Below are 19,236 nucleotides of genomic sequence, written 5' to 3'. Positions count from 1 at the left end.
GGTTCAGCGCAGCGCGCCGGCCGGGCGCACCTCCCACATCGTCCACAGCGGGCGGTAGCCCTGCCGGGGCCAGAACACCGAGGACAGCGGGTTCGGCGGGTTGTAGTAGAGGTAGGTGCCGACCGTGCCCAGCCGGGCCAGCTCGCGGTGCGCGAACGCCATCAGCTGCCGACCCACGCCGCCGCCCCGCGCGCCGGGCAGCACGGACACGCAGTTCACGTACCCCCAGCGGCCCGTCGGCAGGCGGGTCGAGGTCAGGTTGCCCGGCTCGGACGTCACCACCGCGCACTCGGCCAGCGCCACCGCGATGCCGTCCCGCTCCGCCAGCCACGCCGGACCGCCCGCCGCCAGCCGCTCGGCCAGCGCCCGCCGCTTCAGCCCGACCGCGTCCGGCCGGTGCACCGTGGAGCCGACCATCGACGAGTAGCGCAGCTCGGCCAGCGCCAGCGCGACCACGGTGTCCAGGTCCGCGGGCGTGGCCCGGCGGATCGTCGCGCCACCCGCCACCGGGGGCGGCGGGGCCTGCCGGACCGCGATCACGGTCAGCGGCACCAGGCCGTGGTCCAGCAGCGCCCGCGTCGACTCGGCGTCCCGGCTCGGCCAGGTCAGCACGCACGCCGAGTCCCGCTCCGCCGGGTGCAGCAGGTCCAGCCGCTGCCGCCACGCCCGCAGCAGCGCGTCCATGCCCGCCGCGCCCGTGCCGCCCAGCAGCGGCGTCAGCTCCCACACCTCGCTGGCCGACCACAGGCGGGCGGGGGAGCGGTGCTCGTGCACCCGGCGGGTGACCACGCCCGCGACGCGCGTGCCGTCCGGCAGCGCCGCGGTCAGCACGTCCCCGTCCGCGGGCGCCACCACGGGCGGCAGCAGCGGGTCGATGCTCGCGAAGCGCACGCCCTGCGCCTCCACCAGCCCCCGCCCGACGGTCATGCCCGGCAGATTACGACTTCCGCGTCCGGAAGATCGCGGTGCCCGGGAACAGCCGGCCGCGCAGCGGGCTCCACTGGCCCCAGGTGCGGGTGTGCCCGGCGGGCCACTCCGGCTCCACCACGTCGAGCAGCTCCAGACCCGCTCCGACGAGCGCCCGCACGTAGTCGCCCGTGGTCCGGTGGTGCTCCACGTACGTCGCCCGCCCGGTCCCGTCGACCTCCACGTACGGGGTGCGGTCGAAGTAGGACTGCGTCACGGTGAGGCCGTTCGGACCCGGGTCGTCCGGGAAGATCCACCGGATCGGGTGAGTCACGGAGAAGACCCACGGGGCGCCGGGGCGCAGCACCCGGGACACCTCCCGGAACACCTCGCCCACGTCCGCCACGAACGGCACCGCGCCGAACGCGGAGCACGCCGCGTCGAACGACGAGTCCGCGAACGGGAGCTGGTCGGCGCTCGCCTGCACCAGGGGCACGGCCGTGCCGGTCCGCCCCGCCGCCGCGACCGCGTGCCGCAGCATCCCCGCCGAGATGTCGAACGCCACCGCGTCCGCGCCCCGCCGCTTCAGCCAGCGCGCGCACGGCGCCGAGCCGCAGCCGACCTCCAGCACGCGGCGTCCGCGCACGTCGCCGAGGTAGCCGACCTCCTCCTCGCGGACCCCCTCGGGGCACCACACGAAGTCCGCCTCGCCCAGGAAGTCGCCGTGCTCGGCGTGGTAGTCGTCGGCGTCGGCGTCCCACCAGACCCGGTTCGCCGCCCGCGACTCCGCCGCGTCGACGCCCCGTTTGGCGATGCCGGTCGTGCCGAGCGCCAGTTCGGCGCTCGCGTGCTGGTCGGACACACTGCTCCATTCACGCGGACCGGTTTGCCCGGTGGTCGTCGAGCCGCGTACGATACCGCGTGCGTGGTGCGTTCGCGCTGCCCATGATCGGTGATCTCCTGGTGAGTCGGTCTTCGCGGTGGGGCGCGCCCTCCGCGAAGCGTCGAACCCGCAGGCCGAAACCCCAATCCGTACCGGAGCCACCTACCTAATGTCCACCGACACCACCACTGTCCCGGTTGCCGCTGCGCCGAAGCAGGTCGCCATCAACGATATCGGGACGGAGGAGGACTTCCTCGCCGCTATCGACAAGACGATCAAGTACTTCAACGATGGCGATATCGTCGAAGGCACCATCGTCAAGGTCGACCGGGACGAGGTCCTGCTCGACATCGGCTACAAGACCGAGGGCGTCATCCCCTCGCGCGAGTTGTCGATCAAGCACGACGTCGACCCCAACGAGGTCGTCAAGGTCGGTGACGAGGTCGAGGCCCTCGTCCTCCAGAAGGAGGACAAGGAAGGTCGGCTGATCCTCTCCAAGAAGCGCGCTCAGTACGAGCGCGCCTGGGGCACCATCGAGGCGCTCAAGGAGAAGGACGAGCCCGTCAAGGGCACCGTCATCGAGGTCGTCAAGGGCGGCCTGATCCTGGACATCGGTCTGCGCGGCTTCCTCCCCGCCTCGCTCGTCGAGATGCGTCGCGTCCGCGACCTCCAGCCCTACGTGGGCCGCGAGCTCGAGGCGAAGATCATCGAGCTGGACAAGAACCGCAACAACGTGGTCCTGTCCCGTCGCGCGTGGCTGGAGCAGACGCAGTCCGAGGTCCGCAGCGAGTTCCTCAACCAGCTGCAGAAGGGCCAGGTCCGCAAGGGCGTCGTGTCCTCCATCGTCAACTTCGGTGCCTTCGTGGACCTGGGTGGCGTGGACGGCCTCGTGCACGTCTCGGAGCTGTCCTGGAAGCACATCGACCACCCGTCCGAGGTCGTCGAGGTCGGCCAGGAGGTCACGGTCGAGGTCCTCGACGTCGACATGGAGCGCGAGCGCGTGTCGCTGTCGCTCAAGGCGACGCAGGAAGACCCGTGGCGCCAGTTCGCCCGCACCCACGCGATCGGCCAGATCGTGCCGGGCAAGGTCACCAAGCTCGTCCCGTTCGGTGCGTTCGTCCGCGTGGACGAGGGCATCGAGGGCCTGGTCCACATCTCCGAGCTGGCCGAGCGCCACGTGGAGATCCCGGAGCAGGTCGTCCAGGTCGGCGACGACGTCATGGTCAAGGTCATCGACATCGACCTCGACCGCCGGCGGATCTCGCTGTCGCTCAAGCAGGCCAACGAGGGCTTCACGGTCGACTCCGAGTTCGACCCGACCCAGTACGGCATGGCCGCCGAGTACGACGACCAGGGCAACTACATCTACCCCGAGGGCTTCGACCCGGAGACCCAGGAGTGGCAGGAAGGCTTCGACAAGCAGCGCGAGGAGTGGGAGCGGCAGTACGCCGAGGCCCACACGCGCTACGAGGCCCACATGAAGCAGGTCGCCAAGGCCGCTGCCGCCGAGGAAGAGGCCGCGGGCGAGACGAACTACTCGTCCGGTGGCGACGCCCCGGCTGCCGCGTCGTCCAGCACGGGCGCCCCGGCCCAGGCCGGCGGCACCCTGGCCAGCGACGAGCAGCTGGCCGCGCTCCGCGAGAAGCTGTCGGGCGGCGCCTGATCAGCACCCCGGTCACCGACCGGTAGGCACCACCGGATCGCCCCCCACCCCCACGGGTGGGGGGCGATCCCCTTTCCCCTCGCGAGTCGTACGCCCAGCCCTCGCGAGTCGTACGTTCGGGACCCGCGAGTCGTACGTTCGGGACCCGTGAGTTCTGCGTTCGGGACCCCAGGTCCCACGTTCCCGAACGGGCTGCGAACGCGGTGTCGTGCGCTAGGTTGGAAACCCTATGAGCGCGCGGATGATGCTGCTGCCGGTGGTGCTGGCCGTCGTCTTCTCGGCCCTCGCGCAGGCGTGCTCGTCCGTGGCGGCGCCGCCCGCGCCGCCGCCGCGAATCCCGACGATCCTGCCCCCGACGACGATCAGCCGGACCCCGCAGATGGTCGACCGGCCGCTGCCGGAGGACTGCGAGTTCGTCCTGACCGCCGAGGCGCTCGACCAGAAGCTCGGTCGCGAGCTGGGCGGTGAGCTGAAGCAGATCATCGGCGTCCCCGAACCGTCGCTCGGCCGCACGGGCAAGATCGACTGCTACTACGGGTTGGGCCAGCGGCAGCCGATCGCCGCCGCACCCGTGATCGTCGGCCTCGCCACCTACGTGGACGAGCCCACCGCGGCCGGACGGGTCGCCGACAGCGTCACCGCCGAGCGCGAGGACGGCGCCACGATCACCCCCGTCGACGTGACCAGGCACAAGGCCAGCCTGGTCGTCACCAGGACCGAGCGCCTGCTGGTCGGCTCGCTCGGCAAGACCACGTACGTGGTGCGCGCGAAGGCCGGTTTCCTGCCGGACGAGCAGGTCGGGCCCTTCCTGGTCGCGCTCGCCCAGCAGGCCATGACGCCCGCCGAAGAGGACTGAAGATCGCGGCCGTGGCAGGCTGACCCCATGTTGCGCGTGGGCCTCTCCGGGGGAATCGGGTCGGGCAAGTCGACGGTGGCGGGCAGGCTCGCCGAGCACGGCGCGGTGGTGATCGACGCCGACCGGCTGGCCCGCGAGGTCGTCGAACCCGGCACGGACGGCCTGCGCGAGATCGTCGAGGCGTTCGGCGAGGACGTCGTGCGGGACGGCGCTCTCGACCGGGCGGCGCTGGCGGCACGGGTGTTCAGCGACGACGCCGCGCGGGCCACCCTCAACGGCATCACGCACCCGAGGATCGCCGCCCGCACGGCCGAGCTGATCGCCGCCGCGCCCGAGGACGCGATCGTCGTGCACGACGTGCCGCTGCTCGTGGAGAACGGCATGGCCCCGCTCTACCACCTCGTGCTCATCGTGCACGCCGACGTCGAGGAGCGCGTGGTGCGCCTCCGGGGGCGCGGCATGCCCGAGGAGGACGCCCGGCGGCGCATCGCGGCCCAGGCCGACGACGAGCGGCGCCGCGCGGTGGCGGACGTGTGGCTGGACAACTCCGGCACGCCCGACCTGGTGCTCGCGCGCGTCGACGAGCTGTGGGCGGACCGGCTGGTGCGCTACGAGTCGAACGTGCGGCTGCGCCGGTACGCCCCCGGCCCGCCGGTCGTCGTGCCCTACGACGCCACGTGGCCCGAGCAGGCCCGACGGGTCGCGGCGCGGATCGCCCTGGCGGCGGACGGCAGGCGGGTCGAGCACATCGGGTCGACGGCCGTGCCGGGGCTGGCCGCGAAGGACGTGCTGGACTTCCAGCTGGGCGTGGCGTCGCTGGAGGAGGCCGCCGGGCTGGAGGACGCGCTGGCGCGGGCCGGGTTCCCCGGACTGGGCCTCCGCGAGGACGCGGTGAAGCGGGCCGGGGACGCGCCGGAGCTGTGGCACAAGCGGCTGCACGCGGGCGCGGACCCCGGACGGCGGGTCAACCTGCACGTTCGCGTGGAGGGCGGCCCCGCGTGGGAGTGGGCGGTGCGGTTCCGCGACTGGCTGCGGGCCGACGCGGCGGCGCGGGACGAGTACGCGGCGGTGAAGCTGGAACTGGCGGAGCGGCACCGGGGCGACGCGGACGGGTTCGCCTACGGCGAGTCGAAGGAGCCGTGGATGTCGGCCGCCGCGGCCCGCGTCGACGCGTTCTTCGCGTCGCAGGAGGGCTAGAGCGACGGCCAGGTGTCGAAGATGCCCCGATGGGTGAGCCACGTTCCGAGGTCGTGGCGGTGCAGGCTCACCTCTTCCAGGGTGCGGTGCACGATCCGCAGGGCCTGGTCGGCGTCGTCGGCGTTCAACACGCGACCGGCGACGGCGGCGGCGAACTCCTCGGAGCGCACGATGCGGGCCGTCGTGCCGCCCGGCACGGCCAGGCCGAGCAGGAGGTCCGTGGTGCGCCAGTGGCGGCTGTCGCGCTGCACCCGCACGGCGGACAGCACGCTCGGCCCGCTGCGCGCGTGCCGGGACCGCGGCTTGTGGTGGGTCAACCGGAGCCCCAGTTCGGGCATCAACCAGGTGACCTCCGAATCGGAGAACGGGTCCTCCGGGGTGGGGCACTCCAGGCGCAGGCCCCAGTGCTCCACCCGGCAGGTGGACAAGCGCCGCGCGCCGCCGCTGGAGTAGCTCCGAACAGCGCTGACGGTGTCGACGACGTCGACCAGCTGAGGTGTGATGACCGCTCCCACGCGACCCGAGGGTAGCCGCAGATGTGCGCCGGGTAACTGTGCGGGTCGATTCGTTATATCACGGTCTGTGGTAAGGGTGGTCTCTATCCGGTGACAGACTCAGGGGATGGTTGACCTGCGAGTGTGACTGTCTGTATTACCGGCGACGCCACGTCGTGATCATCCCCAGTGAGGCCAGCCAGCGCACGGCGTCGTGCCCGTGCGCGGCGATCCCGGCCACCGCGCGGTAGGTGTTCTCCAGCGCCCACCGGGCCCGCTCCGGCCCGAGGAGGCCCTGGTCGAGGGCGCCGAGCAGCTCGTCGGTGTCCAGCACGGTCACGCCGCGCCCCGTGCGCACGAGGATGTCCAGGTACAGGTCGACGGTCTTCCACACCGAGCCGCCGGTGCTGATCTCCACGAGGTCGATGTACAGGTCGTAGTCGCGCTCGTGGCCGGGGTGCCACGACTGCCTGGTCACCCGCAGGCCCTGGGACGGCAGCAGCCACGACTCGAAGTGCGACAGGTGCGGGTGGCCCGGCACCGGCCGGAACATGTACAGGCCGTGCGGGGTCAGCCGGTACTCCTCGACGCCCCGGAGGTGGCCCTTGGGGTCCGTGTTGCTCTTGGCGTCCAGGTCGAAGTACTCGATCTTCGGCGGGTGGATGTGCATGCGCGTCCCGGCGGAGCTCGTCGTCACAGCGCGACCCTAAGCACCGGAACCCGCTGAACACTCACTTTTGTCACCCGAAAGTAGGATGATCGCTTACTCTTCCGCCATGTTCGGCATCATCCGCCCCTGCCGCAACCGCCTGGCACCCGACCTGCGCGAGTCGTGGTTGGCGCACCTGTGCGGCCTCTGCCTCGCGCTGCGCGACGACCACGGCCACCTCGCGCGCGTGGTCACCAACTACGACGGCCTCGTCATCTCCGCCCTCGTGGAGGCCCAGTCGGGGCGTTCGCGCAGGCCCGCGGGGCCGTGCGCGCTGCGCGGGATGCGGTCGGCGGACGTCGCGACGGGCGCGGGCGCCCGGCTGGCCGCGTCGGTGTCCCTCGTGCTCGCCTCCGCCAAGGTCGGCGACCACGTCGCGGACGGCGACGGCGTCTTCGGGCGCCCCGGCGCCCGCGGCGTGGGCAGGCAGGTCGCCCGCCGGTGGGCCGCGCAGGCCGCCACCACCGGCCACGACCTGGGCTTCGACACCGCCGTGCTGGTGGACGCGGTCGCCCGGCAGTCGTCGGTCGAGGCGGCGGTGGCCACCGGGACGTCCGTGCTCGCGGTGACCGAACCGACCGAGACCGCCGCGGGCGAGGCCGTCGCGCAGACCGCCGTGCTGACCGGCAGGCCCGGGAACGCGGTGCCGCTGCGCGAGGTCGGCCGCCTCTTCGGCCGGCTGGCGCACCTGCTCGACGCCGTCGAGGACCTGGCCGAGGACCGCTCGTCCGGCGCGTGGAACCCGCTGGTCGCGACCGGGACGTCCCTGGAGGAGGCGCGCCGGCTGTGCGAGGACGCGGCCCTGGGCATCGGGCTCGCCATGGCCGAGGTGGAGTTCGCCGACGACCGGCTCGTCCACGTGCTGCTGGTGCACGAGGTGCGCGAGTCGATCAGGCGCGCGTTCGGCGAACCCCACGTCCACGCGCCCGGCCACACCCCGCCGCCCGGGTGGCGGCCCGGCCCCGGCACGTACGACCCGTACCACCAGGGCGGCGTGGCGCCCCCGCCCCCGGTGCCGCCCGCCTCGGCGCCCGGTCGCGGCGGTCCGCCGACCCCGCCGAAGGGCGGCCGGCGCAAGCGCGGCGACGACCCGGCCGGCTCGGGCAGCGGCCTGTGGGCCTGGCCGAAGCTGCGGCAGCCACCCGTCTCCCGCGGCCTCTTCACCGGCTGCCTGGCCGTGCTCTACCAGTGCGGGACGTGCCAGTACTGCTGCCGCGACCCCTACCCGGGCGCGTGGAGCGGCAAGTGGCGGGAGGCGTGGTGCAACTGCGACTGCTCGGGCTGCGACGGCTGCTGCACCTGCTGCGACTGCAGCTGCTAGCCCGTCCACCAGGTACGACGCGAAACTGTCGTACCCGGGGCGTACCTTCGTCACCGTGGCATTCCCTACCGAGATCCCGGTCAAGGCGCACTCGGCGCACCGCCCCGTCGGCGACATCCCGCGCACCGACGGGAAGTTCCGCGTGGTCAGCGACTACCAGCCCGCCGGTGACCAGCCGGCGGCGATCGCGGAGCTGGAGCGGCGCATCCGGGGCGGGGAGAAGGACGTCGTGCTGCTCGGCGCGACGGGCACCGGCAAGTCCGCCACCACGGCGTGGCTCGTGGAGAAGGTGCAGCGGCCCACGCTCGTGATGGCGCCGAACAAGACGCTGGCCGCGCAGCTGGCCAACGAGCTGAAGGAGTACTTCCCCGACAACGCGGTGGAGTACTTCGTCAGCTACTACGACTACTACCAGCCCGAGGCGTACATCCCGCAGACCGACACCTACATCGAGAAGGACTCGTCGGTCAACGAGGACGTGGAACGGCTGCGCCACTCGGCCACCATGAGCCTGCTGACCAGGCGCGACGTGATCGTGGTCGCCTCGGTGTCGTGCATCTACGGCCTCGGCACGCCCCAGTCCTACCTCGACCGGTCGATCCAGCTGGAGGTCGGCGGCGAGATCGAGCGCGACCTGCTGCTGCGCGCCCTGGTGGACATCCAGTACTCGCGCAACGACCTCGCGTTCAACCGCGGCACGTTCCGCGTGCGCGGCGACACGGTGGAGATCATCCCGGCGTACGAGGAGCTGGCGATCCGCGTCGAGTTCTTCGGTGACGAGATCGACAAGCTGTACTACCTGCACCCGTTGACCGGTGACGTGGTCAAGGAGGTCGACGAGCTGCGGATCTTCCCGGCGACCCACTACGTCGCCGGGCCGGAGCGCATGGAGAAGGCGATCCGGAACATCGAGCTGGAGCTGGCCGAGCGGCTCGCCGAGCTGGAGCGCCAGGGCAAGCTGCTGGAGGCGCAGCGGCTGCGCATGCGCACCGCCTACGACGTCGAGATGATGCGCCAGGTCGGCTTCTGCAACGGCATCGAGAACTACTCGCGCCACATCGACGACCGCGCCGCCGGCACCGCCCCCGCCACGCTGATCGACTACTTCCCGGACGACTTCCTGCTGGTCATCGACGAGTCGCACGTGACCGTGCCGCAGATCGGCGGCATGTACGAGGGCGACGCGTCCCGCAAGCGCAACCTCGTCGAGCACGGCTTCCGGCTGCCCAGCGCGCTCGACAACCGCCCGCTCACGTGGGAGGAGTTCGCCGACCGCATCGGTCAGACCGTCTACCTGTCGGCCACCCCCGGGCCGTACGAGATGGGCCAGGCCGGCGGCGAGTTCGTCGAGCAGGTCATCCGCCCCACCGGCCTCGTCGACCCGAAGATCGTGGTGAAGCCGACCGAGGGGCAGATCGACGACCTGGTCCACGAGATCCGCGCCCGCGCCGAGCGCGACGAGCGCGTCCTGGTCACCACCCTGACCAAGAAGATGGCCGAGGACCTCACGGACTACCTGCTGGAGCTGGGCATCCGGGTCCGCTACCTGCACTCGGACATCGACACGCTCCGCCGCGTGGAGCTGCTCCGCCAGCTGCGCCTGGGCGAGTACGACGTCCTGATCGGCATCAACCTGCTCCGCGAGGGCCTGGACCTTCCCGAGGTCTCCCTGGTCGCGATCCTCGACGCGGACAAGGAGGGCTTCCTCCGCTCGGGCACCAGCCTGATCCAGACGATCGGCCGCGCCGCCCGCAACGTCTCCGGCGAGGTCCACATGTACGCGGACCGCGTCACCGACTCGATGCAGCACGCGATCGACGAGACCAACCGCAGGCGGGTCAAGCAGATCGCGTACAACGAGGAGCGGGGCCTCGACCCCCAGCCGCTGCGCAAGAAGATCACCGACATCCTCGAACAGGTCTACTCCGAGGCCGAGGACGCCATCGAGCCGGGCGGCTCCGGCCGCAACGCCTCGCGCGGCAAGAAGCCGACCGGCGACCCGGGTGCCTCGGGCCGCAGCTCCGGCCTCCTGGCCGACCGCGACCCGTCGACCATGGCGAGGTCCGAGCTGGCCGACCTGGTGCAGAGCCTGACGGACCAGATGATGGCGGCGGCGCGCGAGCTGAAGTTCGAGCTGGCGGGCCGGTTGCGCGACGAGATCCAGGACCTGAAGAAGGAGCTGCGCGGCATGGACGCGGCCGGCGTCAAGTAGCGCGGGCCCGCTGCCGCGACCCGACGACCGCGGAGGAACCGCCGTGACGCTCGACGACGTCATCGCCCACTGCCTCGCCAAGCCGGGTGCCGAGGAGACCTACCCGTGGGGCGAGTCGGAGCTGGTGTGCAAGGTGGGCGGCAAGGCGTTCGCCTTCATCGGGCTCGTCGAGCACACGGTGGGCGTCAAGTGCGGCGCGGACGCCGAGGACGCGGCGGCGTGGCGGGAGCGGTACCCCGGTGACATCGCGGTGAGCGCCTACGTGGGCCGCTACGGCTGGAACCGCGTCGACCTCACCGGCGCGGTGCCGGACGACGACCTGCTGGAGCTGCTCGACGGGTCCTACGACGCCGTCGTCGCCAAGCTGCCGAAGAGCAGGCTGCCGAAGAGCGGGCCGTGACGAGGAGGGGGCGCCGGGGAGAACCCCCGACGCCCCCTCCGCACGTGGCGGGACGTCAGCTGGTGATGTCCTTGGTGGCGAACCTGCGCGCCGCCAGCAGGGTGAAGAACGCCCCGAAGCCGAGCGCCGAGAACGTCCCCATCGCCATCTGCGACCAGTCGACGTCGGTGGACAGCAGGTCGACCCACGCCAGCGCGTAGTGCGTCGGCAGGTAGTTCCGCAGGTCCTCCAAGGCGGTGATCTGGTCGAGGATCTGCGACAGGATCGACGCCAGCACCGCGCCGCCGACCGCGCCCAGCGGCGCGTCGGTGGACACCGACAGGTACAGCGCCAGCCCGGCCACCCAGAACAGGTGGATCGCGATGTAGACGACCGCCAGCGCCAGGCCGAGGACGCCGTCCGCGAACGGCGCCGCCTCACCCGTCGGCGAGACCAGCTCGCCCGCCCCGTACCAGACCACGCCGACGCCCAGCGCCACCAGCGGCAGCAGGACGAGCGCGAACAGGGACAGCAGACCCGACGCGATCGCCTTCTGCCGCAGCAGCCGGTGCCGCGGGATGGGCGCCGCCAGCAGGTACTTCAGCGACGACCACGACGCCTCGGACGCGATCGTGTCGCCGAAGAACAACGCCACGATCATCGGCAGCAGGAAGCTGCCGGACACGAACAGCGTCAGGATCACGAAGTTCACGCCGCTGGCCGTGGCCAGGTCGACGAACCCGCCGGAACGCCGGTTGGCCTGCGCCTCGCCGATCTCGAACGCCACCACCAGGATGACCGGCAGCAGGACGAGGAACCCCAGCACGAGCTGGGTCCGCCGCCTGCGCAGCTGCCGGGCCAGCTCGACCCGCAGCGGCAGGGTCCGGCTCGCCCGGTAGCCGACCTTCGAGCCGTCCGGGGCGACGGAGGAGTGCTCCGCCGCCGCCGCGTTCGTCAGGTCGGCGATCGCCGCCGGGTCGGTGTGCACGCCGTTGGTGCTCATTCGCCCACCAGTTCCAGGAACGCGTCTTCCAGTCGTCGCCGCGGACCGGCCTGGTCCACCGCGACGCCCGCCGCCACGAGCGCCTCCAGCGCGGACGCGCGGGGCGTGCCGTTGAGGCTGGCGTGGACCTGCTCGCCGTCCACGCTCACGTCGTGCACGCCGGACAGCCCGCGCAGCACGTCGGCCGCCTCGTCGGGTCGGTCGACCCGGAAGCTGGCCTCGCCGCCGCCCGTCGCGATCTCCTCGACCGGACCGGCCGCGACCAGCGACCCCTTGTGCATCACCACGACGTGGGAGCACGTCTGCTCGACCTCGGCGAGCAGGTGCGAGGACACCAGCACGGTGCGCCCCGCCGCCGCGTAGCGGCGCAGGACCTCGCGCATCTGGTGGATCTGGGGCGGGTCGAGCCCGTTGGCCGGCTCGTCGAGCACCAGCAGGTCCGGCAGCCCGAGCATGGCCTGCGCGATGGCGAGGCGCTGCCGCATGCCCTGGCTGTAGGTCCGCACGCGCCGGTTCACGGCGTTGCCCAGGCCCGCGATCTCCAGGGCCTCCTCGACGTGCGCCTGCTCCGCCGGCCGGCCGGTGGCCGCCCAGTACAGCCGCAGGTTCTCCGCGCCGGACAGGTGCGGCAGGAAGCCGGAGCCCTCGACGAACGACCCGATGCGCGACAGCACCGGCGCGCCGGGGTGCACCTTGTGCCCGAACACCCGGATGCCGCCCTCGCTGGGCCGGATCAGGCCCATCAGCATCCGCAGCGTGGTGGTCTTGCCCGCGCCGTTGGGGCCGAGCAGGCCGAGCACCTGGCCGTGCTCCACCCGGAACGACAGGTCCTTCACCGCGGTCAGCCCGCCGGGGTAGGACTTGGTCAGGCCCTCGATGACGAGCGGCACCGATTCGAGCGACGGGTCGACGTCGGCGGACAGCCTGCGCCGGAACCAGGCGACCACGGCGGCGATCACGCACGCGATCAGCACGATCGCGATGCCCCACAGGGCGGTGGTCGGCACGTCGCTGGTCGCGTTCACACCCGCCACCACCGGCACCGACAGCACAGGGGAGGCCAGTGACACGCGGTACGCGGCGGGTTCGCCGGCGTTGGCGTAGGCCTGGTCCGTGGTGGACACGACGACCTGGAAGCGGTGGTCGCTCTCGACCGGCCGCACCGCGCCGGGCAGGGTCACGGTCACGTCGACCGGCGTGCCGTCGGCGGGCAGGTTCGCGACCCGCACGGGCGCCACGGCCGAGCCGGGCAGCGTGCGCACGCCGTTGGCGTCCGCGTCGTAGAGCTTCACGAACAGCACGGCGCCGTCGGCGGGCACCGGCTGGCCGGGCACCGCGGCGACCCGCAGTCGCACGGTCGACGCGCCGGTCAGCAGGGTCTGCGAGGTCTGCGGCTCGCTCTGGAACACGGCGGACTGGCCGGGCAGGTCGAGCGAGAGCCGCGCGGACAGCGAGCTGGACCGCGACAGGATCGACCCGAGGCCGGGCAGGCTGGACACGGCGGCCGGGTTGCCGCCCGCCGGGTTGATCACGACCTGCTCGCGCCCGCTCAGCGCCACGTCGGTGCGCGACACCGGCGGGGAGCCCGCCAGGCCCGGGTAGGCCGGGGCGACGACGGTGCGCAGCGCGGGCGCGCCGCTGCTGCGGAACGCGCCCGCCACCGTGTACTCGAAGCCGGTGCCGGGGTCGGCGCCCTGGCCGCGCAGGTGGAAGTCGAGCCAGTCGGCGATCTGCCCGCGCAGCTCGGGGCCGGGGGAGCCGCCGTCGTGGCCGCCGGAGTACCAGACGACCTTCACCTTCGCGCCGTTGGCGGCGATCTGGCGGGCGTTGGCGTCGGCCTGGTCGAGGCCGAAGAGGGTGTCCTGCTCGCCCTGCACGATCAGCGTCGGCTGGGTGATCCTGCCGGTCACCGCCGCGGGGGACGCGCGGCGCAGCACCTCCAGCGTCTGCGGACCGGCCTTGCCGGTGGTCGCGACCTCGGTGTACGCGGCGCACACGTCGGCCTGGAACCGGCCGCACGCCCCGGCGACGGGACCTGCGGGCCGGCCGTCGCCCTGCTGGGGCGGCGCCGGCTGGGTGGCCGCCGCGGCGGCGCCCGCCACGTTCTGGTCGTCGTCCTCCTGGCCCGGTTCGACGGCTTCCTGACCGGGGTTGGCGGCGTCCGCGCCGGACAGGCCGGCGGAGAAGAAGATGCCCGCCCACGACCGCTTGAACACGCCGTTGTCGGCGAACGCGCCGGGCGAGGGCGTGGAGGCGTCGACCGCGTCCGGTCGGGCCGAGTTCGGCAGCAGCGCCTGGGTCAGGTCGTTGTAGGTGATGACCGGCGCGATGGTGTCCACGCGGGGGTCGACGCCGGCCAGCGACAGGGCCAGCGCGCCTCCGTAGGAGCCGCCGGTGACGCCGACGCGGGGGTCGCCGCCGCCGTCGCGCACGACCTCTTCGCGGGTGGCCAGCCAGTCGAGCAGCTTCTGCGCGTCGCGGACCTCGTGGTCCACCGAGTTCAGCGCGATCTGCCCGGTGCTGCGACCGAAGCCGCGGGCCGAGTAGGCCAGCACGACGAAGCCGCGCTGCGCCAGCTCGGTCGCCTGGGCGGCGACGCTCTGCTTGCTGCCGCCGAAGCCGTGCGGGAGCAGGACCGCGGGGGCGGGGGTGCGTTCGGGCAGGTACAGGGTGGTGTCGATCTGGACGGTGCCGTCGCTGTCCGGGCTTTCCGGCACGTCGATCACCGCGTCGCGGGTGCTCACCGGGGCGGGTTCGTCGCCACCGCGCGTCCAGACCACGACAGCGCCCACCAGGGCTATGACGAGGACCAGCGCGGGGAGCGACCACCTGCCGCGGAGGCGGTTGAGGGAGGCCACGGCACGACCTTATGCGCGCACGGCTGAGAACGGCGTGTGACCGGGGCGCGCCGCTCTCAGCGAATCACCCGAAAACGACGAAACGCGTGCCCCTGATCACCCCGAGTGGCGCGGACCGGCGGTCATGCGTGAGACTGTGCGCAGGTGGAGGGGAGTACTCCCTAACGCGGTGGTGTCGTCAGCACGGAGCCCGGCGTGGGGCTCCCGGTGCCACCGGTCGACCGGTGCGTTCGTCCGGTCGGCGGAGGAGACCTCCGGTCATTGGCGTGCGCGCGGTGTACCGGAGGGTTTCTCGATGTCTGTTCCCCTGTGGCTGTGGTTCGCCACGATCGCCGGCTTGGTCGTCCTGCTCGCCGTCGACCTCTTCATCGTCGATCGCAAACCGCACGAGGTCACGATCGGCGAGGCCGGTCGGTGGGTGATCTTCTACGTCGGCGTCGCGGTCGCCTTCGGCCTCGGCATCTGGTACTTCTCCGGCGGCACGTACGCGGGCGAGTTCTTCGCCGGGTACATCACCGAGTACTCGCTGAGCGTCGACAACCTCTTCATCTTCCTGATCATCATGACCACCTTCAAGGTGCCCGCGATCCACCAGCACAAGGTGCTGCTGATCGGCATCCTGATGGCGCTGGTCATGCGCGGCATCTTCATCGCCGTCGGCGCGGCCGTCATCGCCCAGTTCAGCTGGGTGTTCTACCTGTTCGGCGCGTTCCTCATCTACACCGGCTACAAGCTGGCGTTCGCCGGCCACGACGACGAGGAAGAGGAGTACAAGGAGAACGTCGCCACGCGGATCGTGCGCAAGGTCTACCCGGTCACCGACCGGTACCACGGCGGCGACTCGTTCGTGAAGATCGACGGCAGGCGCTTCGTCACGCCGATGTTCATCGTCATCGTGGCCATCGGCACCACGGACCTGCTGTTCGCGCTCGACTCGATCCCGGCGATCTTCGGCCTCACCAAGGAGCCGTTCCTGGTCTTCTCGGCCAACGCGTTCGCGCTCATGGGTCTGCGCCAGCTGTACTTCCTGCTCGGCGGCCTGCTCAACAAGCTGGTCTACCTGTCGATCGGCCTGTCGGTGATCCTCGGCTTCATCGGCGTGAAGCTGATCCTGGAGGCGCTGCACACCAACTCGCTGTCGTTCCTCAACGGCGGTGAGCCGCTGCACGTGCCGACCATCGGTATCGAGTTGTCGCTGTCGGTGATCGTGGGTGTCCTCGCCATCACCACCGTCGCGAGCCTGATCAAGGTCAAGCGCCACCCCGAGGCGGCGCTGCACGCGGCCGCCGACAAGCCCGCCGACGTCCGGGTCGAGGACCGCTCCGAGTGACCGCCGGGTGACGGTCCGCGTGACGTTCTGTGAGCGTCAATAACTCGTAAGCCTTGCTAATAAACCGTCCGGTAACGTGCTGGGGCGTGCGCCCCGATGACTTGCAGCAGCTGACCCTCCCCGGCTCCGTGTCGGTGCGGGGGGACCTCGTCCTGGTGAACGTCGCCACCCCGGACGTCGCCGCGAACACGTACCGGGGCGGGCTGCACCGCGTGCCCCTGGACGGTTCCGGGGCGCGGCGCTGGACGTGGGCGGAACGCGACCTGGCCCCCCGGATCTCCCCGGACGGGCGCTGGGTCGCGTTCCTGCGCGTCGCACGGCGGGGCACGCCGCCGCAGCTGCACGTCATGCCCGCCGACGGCGGCGACGCGCGTGCGCTGACCGACCTGCCGCTGGGCGCGGGCGCGCCGGTGTGGGCGCCCGACTCCCGCCGGCTCGCGTTCACCGCGCGGGTCCCCGAAGCCGGCCGCTACGGCACCCCGCTCGCCGACGGCGACGACGCCCCGACCCCGGACGCCGAGGCGCCCCGCCACATCACCCGGCTCGACTACCGCATCGACGACGTCGGCTTCACCGCCGACCGGCACACCCGGCTGTTCACCGTCGACGCGCTCGACCCCGACGCCTCGCCGGTCGAGCTGACCGACGGCGCGTTCCCGGTGGCCGACCCGACCTGGAGCGCCGACGGCGACTCGGTCGTGTTCGTCGCCGACCGCGACCTCGGCCGCGCCGAGACCATGTACAGCGACCTGTACTCGGTGCCCGCCGCGGGCGGCGAGCCGACGCTGCTGGTCGCCTCCCAGGGGCAGGCCGCGTGCCCGGTGGCGCTGCCCGGCGGCGGAGTCCTGTTCTACGGCACCGAGTTCCCCGGCGGGCACAGCGTCGCCCGCAACCTCGGCCTGTGGCGCTTCGACGGCGAGGCGGGCGGCGAGGCGGTGCGGCTCACCGACACCGAGACCGTGGACTGCGAGAAGGCCGCCGGCCCCGCCGTGGTGACCGGCGACGGCGTGCTCGTGGCCGTGCGCAACCGGGGTGCCGTGGAACTGCGGCGCGTGCCGCTCGACGCCGCGGGCGCCGTGCTCGACGACCTCGAACCGCTCGCCGGCGAGCGCGCCGAGGTCAAGTCCTTCGCCGCCGACGGCGACGTCGTCGTGGCCGTCGTCTCCACCCCGGACAACACCGGCGAGGTCGTGCGGGTCGGCGGCGAGGTGCTCACCGCCCTCGGCTCGACCGTCCCGCTGCGGCCCGCCGTCGAGCTGACCGGCACCGCGCCGGACGGCTACCCGGTGCACGGCTGGCTCGTCCTGCCCGAGGGCGAGGGGCCGCACCCCGTCGTGCTCACCGTGCACGGCGGCCCGTTCATGTACCACGGCTGGGGCTTCTACGACGAGGCCCAGGTGTACGCGGCGGCCGGCTACGCGGTCGTGCTGCCCAACCCGCGCGGGTCCGCCGGGTACGGCCAGGCGCACGGCCAGGCCGTGGTCGGCGCGTTCGGCACGGTCGACGTCGACGACGTCCTCGCCGTGCTCGACGCCGCGCTGGAGCGGCCCGAGCTGGACGCCGACCGGGTCGGCGTGATGGGCGGCTCCTACGGCGGCTTCATGACCTCGTGGCTGGCCGCGCACCACGGCGAGCGGTTCCGGGCGGCGTGGAGCGAGCGCGCGGTCAACGCGTGGGACTCGTTCGCCGGCTCCTCCGACATCGGCTGGTTCTTCACCGACGCCTACTGCGGGCCGGGCCTGGAGAAGCAGCGCGCGATGAGCCCGCTGACCTACGCCGAGAAGATCTCCACGCCGTTCATGGTGGTGCACTCCGAGCACGACTGGCGCTGCCCGTTGGAGCAGGCCCAGCGCCTGTACGTGGCGCTGCGCCGCAACGGCGTCGAGGCCGAGATGCTGCTGTTCCCCGGCGAGGGCCACGAGCTGACCCGCTCGGGCAAGCCGCGCCACCGCGAGCAGCGGTTCGGGCACGTCCTCGCCTGGTGGGGCCGCCACCTGCGCTGAACCGGGCGAAATCCCGGGTCCCGGTACCCCGCGGGCGGCAGACTGGTGCCTCGTGGAGGAGGTCGAACCACATGGCGAACCCCTTGCCCCGACCCACCGGGACCTACCTGGAGACGCTGCCGGACGCCGCCCGGGGCGCGCTGCTCGACCTGGGCGTGTCCCGGCTCTGCCGGCGCGGCGAGGCGCTGATGCGGGAGGGCGACCTCTCCGACCACGTCGTGCTGATCGAGCAGGGGCTGGTGAAGGCCACCGTCACCCTGGAGAACGGCCGGGTCGCGCTGCTCAACATCAAGGTGGGTGGCGACCTGATCGGCGAGATGGCGCTGATCACCGGTGAACCGCGCTCGGCGACCGTGACCGCGTGCGTCGACAGCCGGGTGCGGGTCGTGCCCGCCGCCACCTTCACCCGGTTCCTCACCGACCACCCGGCCGCGCACTTCGCCCTGGACCGGACCATCGTGCGCACCATGCGGTGGGGCGAGCAGCGGCGCACCGACTTCAACGGCTACCCCGCGTCCGCGCGGCTGGCCCGCGTCCTGGTGTACCTCGCCGACGCCTACGGCCGGAAGTCGGCCGGCGGCGTCGCGCTCGAACTCGGCCTCACCCAGGGCGAGATCGGGTCGCTGGTCGGCGTGGAGGAGGACACCGCGCGGCGGGAGTTCCGGACGCTGCGCGACCGCGAGGCGATCACCGTGGGGTACCGGTCGGTGACGATCGTCGACCGCGCCAAGCTGCGCGAGATCGGCGAACTCGTGTGAAACGGGAAACCCGGTGATAGCCCTACTTCCGGGGGGCCGGCCGGGGGATGCTCGCGGGGTGACGCTGGAAATGGTGACCCCGTTGCACGGACTGGTCTACCGACTCGTGGTGGCCGTCGACGTGGAGGGGTACAGCAAGCTCGACGCCCTGGACCAGTCCCTGGTGCAGGCGCGGCTGAGCGACGTGCTGGACGCGGCCGCCCGCAACGCCGGGTTGGACCGCGACCTGTGGTACCGGCAGGTGCGGGGCGACGGCGAACTGGCCGTGCTGCCCGCCGACGCCGACGCCGCGTGGGTGGTCGCCCGCTTCACCGAGCAGCTGGCGCGCGCCCTGGCCGACCTGAGAGCCGCGGGGACCCCGCTGCGGATGCGCCTGGCGATGCACTGCGGCCCGCTCACGGCGGGCGCGTTCGGGCTGGTGGGCGACGCCCCGATCGTCACCTGCCGGCTGCTGGACGCGAAGGTGGTGCGCGGGGAGTTGGCGAGGTCCGACGACGACCTCGTGCTGGTGATCTCCGACCGCCTGTTCGCCGACGTGGTGCGCACCCGGTTCCACGACCTGGACCCCACCCGGTTCCGGCCGACCAGGTTCCGGGTCAAGAGCACCTGGTACTCCGGTTACCTGTGCACCGTCGCCCCGGTGCGCGGTTGACCGAAAGCTAGC

Annotated in this window: 16 protein-coding genes; 10 read left to right on the top strand and 6 right to left on the bottom strand. The window is 72.4% G+C overall.

Translation table 11 applies throughout. The features are described 5' to 3' along the window. Positions 1–3: 3 nt before the first annotated feature. Both J2S66_RS20630 and J2S66_RS20625 read right to left on the bottom strand, forming a co-directional pair. Positions 4–927: a GNAT family N-acetyltransferase gene (locus tag J2S66_RS20630; protein WP_310308834.1), complete on the bottom strand. Its 924-nt coding sequence runs from the start codon at positions 925–927 to the stop codon at positions 4–6. A gap of 10 nt (positions 928–937) precedes the next feature. Continuing rightward, the gene (locus tag J2S66_RS20625; protein WP_310308832.1) at positions 938–1,768 is read right to left on the bottom strand and encodes a class I SAM-dependent methyltransferase; all 831 of its coding nucleotides are present in this window, start codon (positions 1,766–1,768) and stop codon (positions 938–940) included. 190 nt (positions 1,769–1,958) lie between these two features. Between J2S66_RS20625 and rpsA the strand changes: the two genes are divergently transcribed. The 3 genes from rpsA to coaE all read left to right on the top strand — a co-directional run bounded on the left by rpsA (position 1,959) and on the right by coaE (position 5,505). Continuing rightward, positions 1,959–3,452, top strand: coding sequence for a 30S ribosomal protein S1 (gene rpsA, locus J2S66_RS20620; RefSeq protein ID WP_306750136.1), 1,494 nt, complete (start codon positions 1,959–1,961; stop codon positions 3,450–3,452). 229 nt (positions 3,453–3,681) lie between these two features. Beyond that, positions 3,682–4,308, top strand: coding sequence for a hypothetical protein (locus J2S66_RS20615; protein ID WP_310308830.1), 627 nt, complete (start codon positions 3,682–3,684; stop codon positions 4,306–4,308). Between the two features lie 27 nt (positions 4,309–4,335). Further along, positions 4,336–5,505, top strand: coding sequence for a dephospho-CoA kinase (gene coaE / locus J2S66_RS20610; RefSeq protein ID WP_310308828.1), 1,170 nt, complete (start codon positions 4,336–4,338; stop codon positions 5,503–5,505). On the opposite strand, the gene J2S66_RS20605 is transcribed toward coaE, so the two are convergent. Further along, positions 5,502–6,020 carry a ribonuclease FAU-1 family protein gene (locus J2S66_RS20605; protein WP_310308826.1) on the bottom strand — a complete coding sequence of 173 codons (519 nt, stop codon included), beginning with the start codon at positions 6,018–6,020 and terminating at the stop codon, positions 5,502–5,504. The genes coaE and J2S66_RS20605 overlap by 4 nt on opposite strands. A 136-nt stretch (positions 6,021–6,156) precedes the next feature. Then, positions 6,157–6,669, bottom strand: coding sequence for a ribonuclease FAU-1 family protein (locus J2S66_RS20600; RefSeq protein ID WP_310314943.1), 513 nt, complete (start codon positions 6,667–6,669; stop codon positions 6,157–6,159). Positions 6,670–6,775: 106 nt separating this feature from the next. Between J2S66_RS20600 and J2S66_RS20595 the strand changes: the two genes are divergently transcribed. From J2S66_RS20595 to J2S66_RS20585, 3 genes are read left to right on the top strand one after another with little or no spacing between them, the layout of a single operon-like run. Further along, entirely contained in the window at positions 6,776–8,029 is a 1,254-nt protein-coding gene (locus J2S66_RS20595; RefSeq protein WP_310308825.1) for a DUF5685 family protein, read from the top strand. Positions 8,030–8,084: 55 nt separating this feature from the next. Further along, the gene (gene uvrB, locus J2S66_RS20590) at positions 8,085–10,241 is read left to right on the top strand and encodes an excinuclease ABC subunit UvrB (RefSeq protein ID WP_310308823.1); all 2,157 of its coding nucleotides are present in this window, start codon (positions 8,085–8,087) and stop codon (positions 10,239–10,241) included. A 43-nt stretch (positions 10,242–10,284) separates the two neighbouring features. Then, positions 10,285–10,641 (top strand): MmcQ/YjbR family DNA-binding protein, encoded by a 357-nt coding sequence (locus J2S66_RS20585; RefSeq protein WP_310308822.1) that lies wholly within the window; start codon positions 10,285–10,287, stop codon positions 10,639–10,641. Positions 10,642–10,696: 55 nt separating this feature from the next. Here J2S66_RS20585 and J2S66_RS20580 read toward each other — a convergent pair whose 3' ends face one another. Both J2S66_RS20580 and J2S66_RS20575 read right to left on the bottom strand, forming a co-directional pair. Beyond that, positions 10,697–11,623 carry an ABC transporter permease gene (locus tag J2S66_RS20580; RefSeq protein ID WP_310308821.1) on the bottom strand — a complete coding sequence of 309 codons (927 nt, stop codon included), beginning with the start codon at positions 11,621–11,623 and terminating at the stop codon, positions 10,697–10,699. After that, positions 11,620–14,481, bottom strand: a complete 2,862-nt coding sequence (locus J2S66_RS20575; RefSeq protein ID WP_310308820.1) for an alpha/beta fold hydrolase — start codon at positions 14,479–14,481, stop codon at positions 11,620–11,622. The genes J2S66_RS20580 and J2S66_RS20575 overlap by 4 nt, the downstream gene beginning before the upstream one ends. 295 nt (positions 14,482–14,776) lie before the next feature. On the opposite strand from J2S66_RS20575, the gene J2S66_RS20570 reads away from it, so the two are divergent. The 4 genes from J2S66_RS20570 to J2S66_RS20555 all read left to right on the top strand — a co-directional run bounded on the left by J2S66_RS20570 (position 14,777) and on the right by J2S66_RS20555 (position 19,224). Continuing rightward, positions 14,777–15,811 carry a TerC family protein gene (locus J2S66_RS20570; RefSeq protein WP_310308818.1) on the top strand — a complete coding sequence of 345 codons (1,035 nt, stop codon included), beginning with the start codon at positions 14,777–14,779 and terminating at the stop codon, positions 15,809–15,811. An 86-nt stretch (positions 15,812–15,897) separates the two neighbouring features. Continuing rightward, positions 15,898–17,814 (top strand): S9 family peptidase, encoded by a 1,917-nt coding sequence (locus tag J2S66_RS20565; protein ID WP_310308817.1) that lies wholly within the window; start codon positions 15,898–15,900, stop codon positions 17,812–17,814. A gap of 71 nt (positions 17,815–17,885) precedes the next feature. After that, positions 17,886–18,572 carry a Crp/Fnr family transcriptional regulator gene (locus tag J2S66_RS20560; protein ID WP_310308816.1) on the top strand — a complete coding sequence of 229 codons (687 nt, stop codon included), beginning with the start codon at positions 17,886–17,888 and terminating at the stop codon, positions 18,570–18,572. Between the two features lie 70 nt (positions 18,573–18,642). After that, positions 18,643–19,224 carry a hypothetical protein gene (locus tag J2S66_RS20555; RefSeq protein ID WP_310314940.1) on the top strand — a complete coding sequence of 194 codons (582 nt, stop codon included), beginning with the start codon at positions 18,643–18,645 and terminating at the stop codon, positions 19,222–19,224. The last annotated feature ends 12 nt before the right edge of the window (positions 19,225–19,236 follow it).

Origin of the sequence: Saccharothrix longispora, assembly GCF_031455225.1 — a bacterium.
GTDB classification, from domain to species: Bacteria; Actinomycetota; Actinomycetes; order Mycobacteriales; family Pseudonocardiaceae; genus Actinosynnema; species Actinosynnema longispora.
The sequence above is the reverse complement of the archived record's forward strand: the minus strand, read 5'-3'. Positions and strand labels throughout refer to the sequence as shown.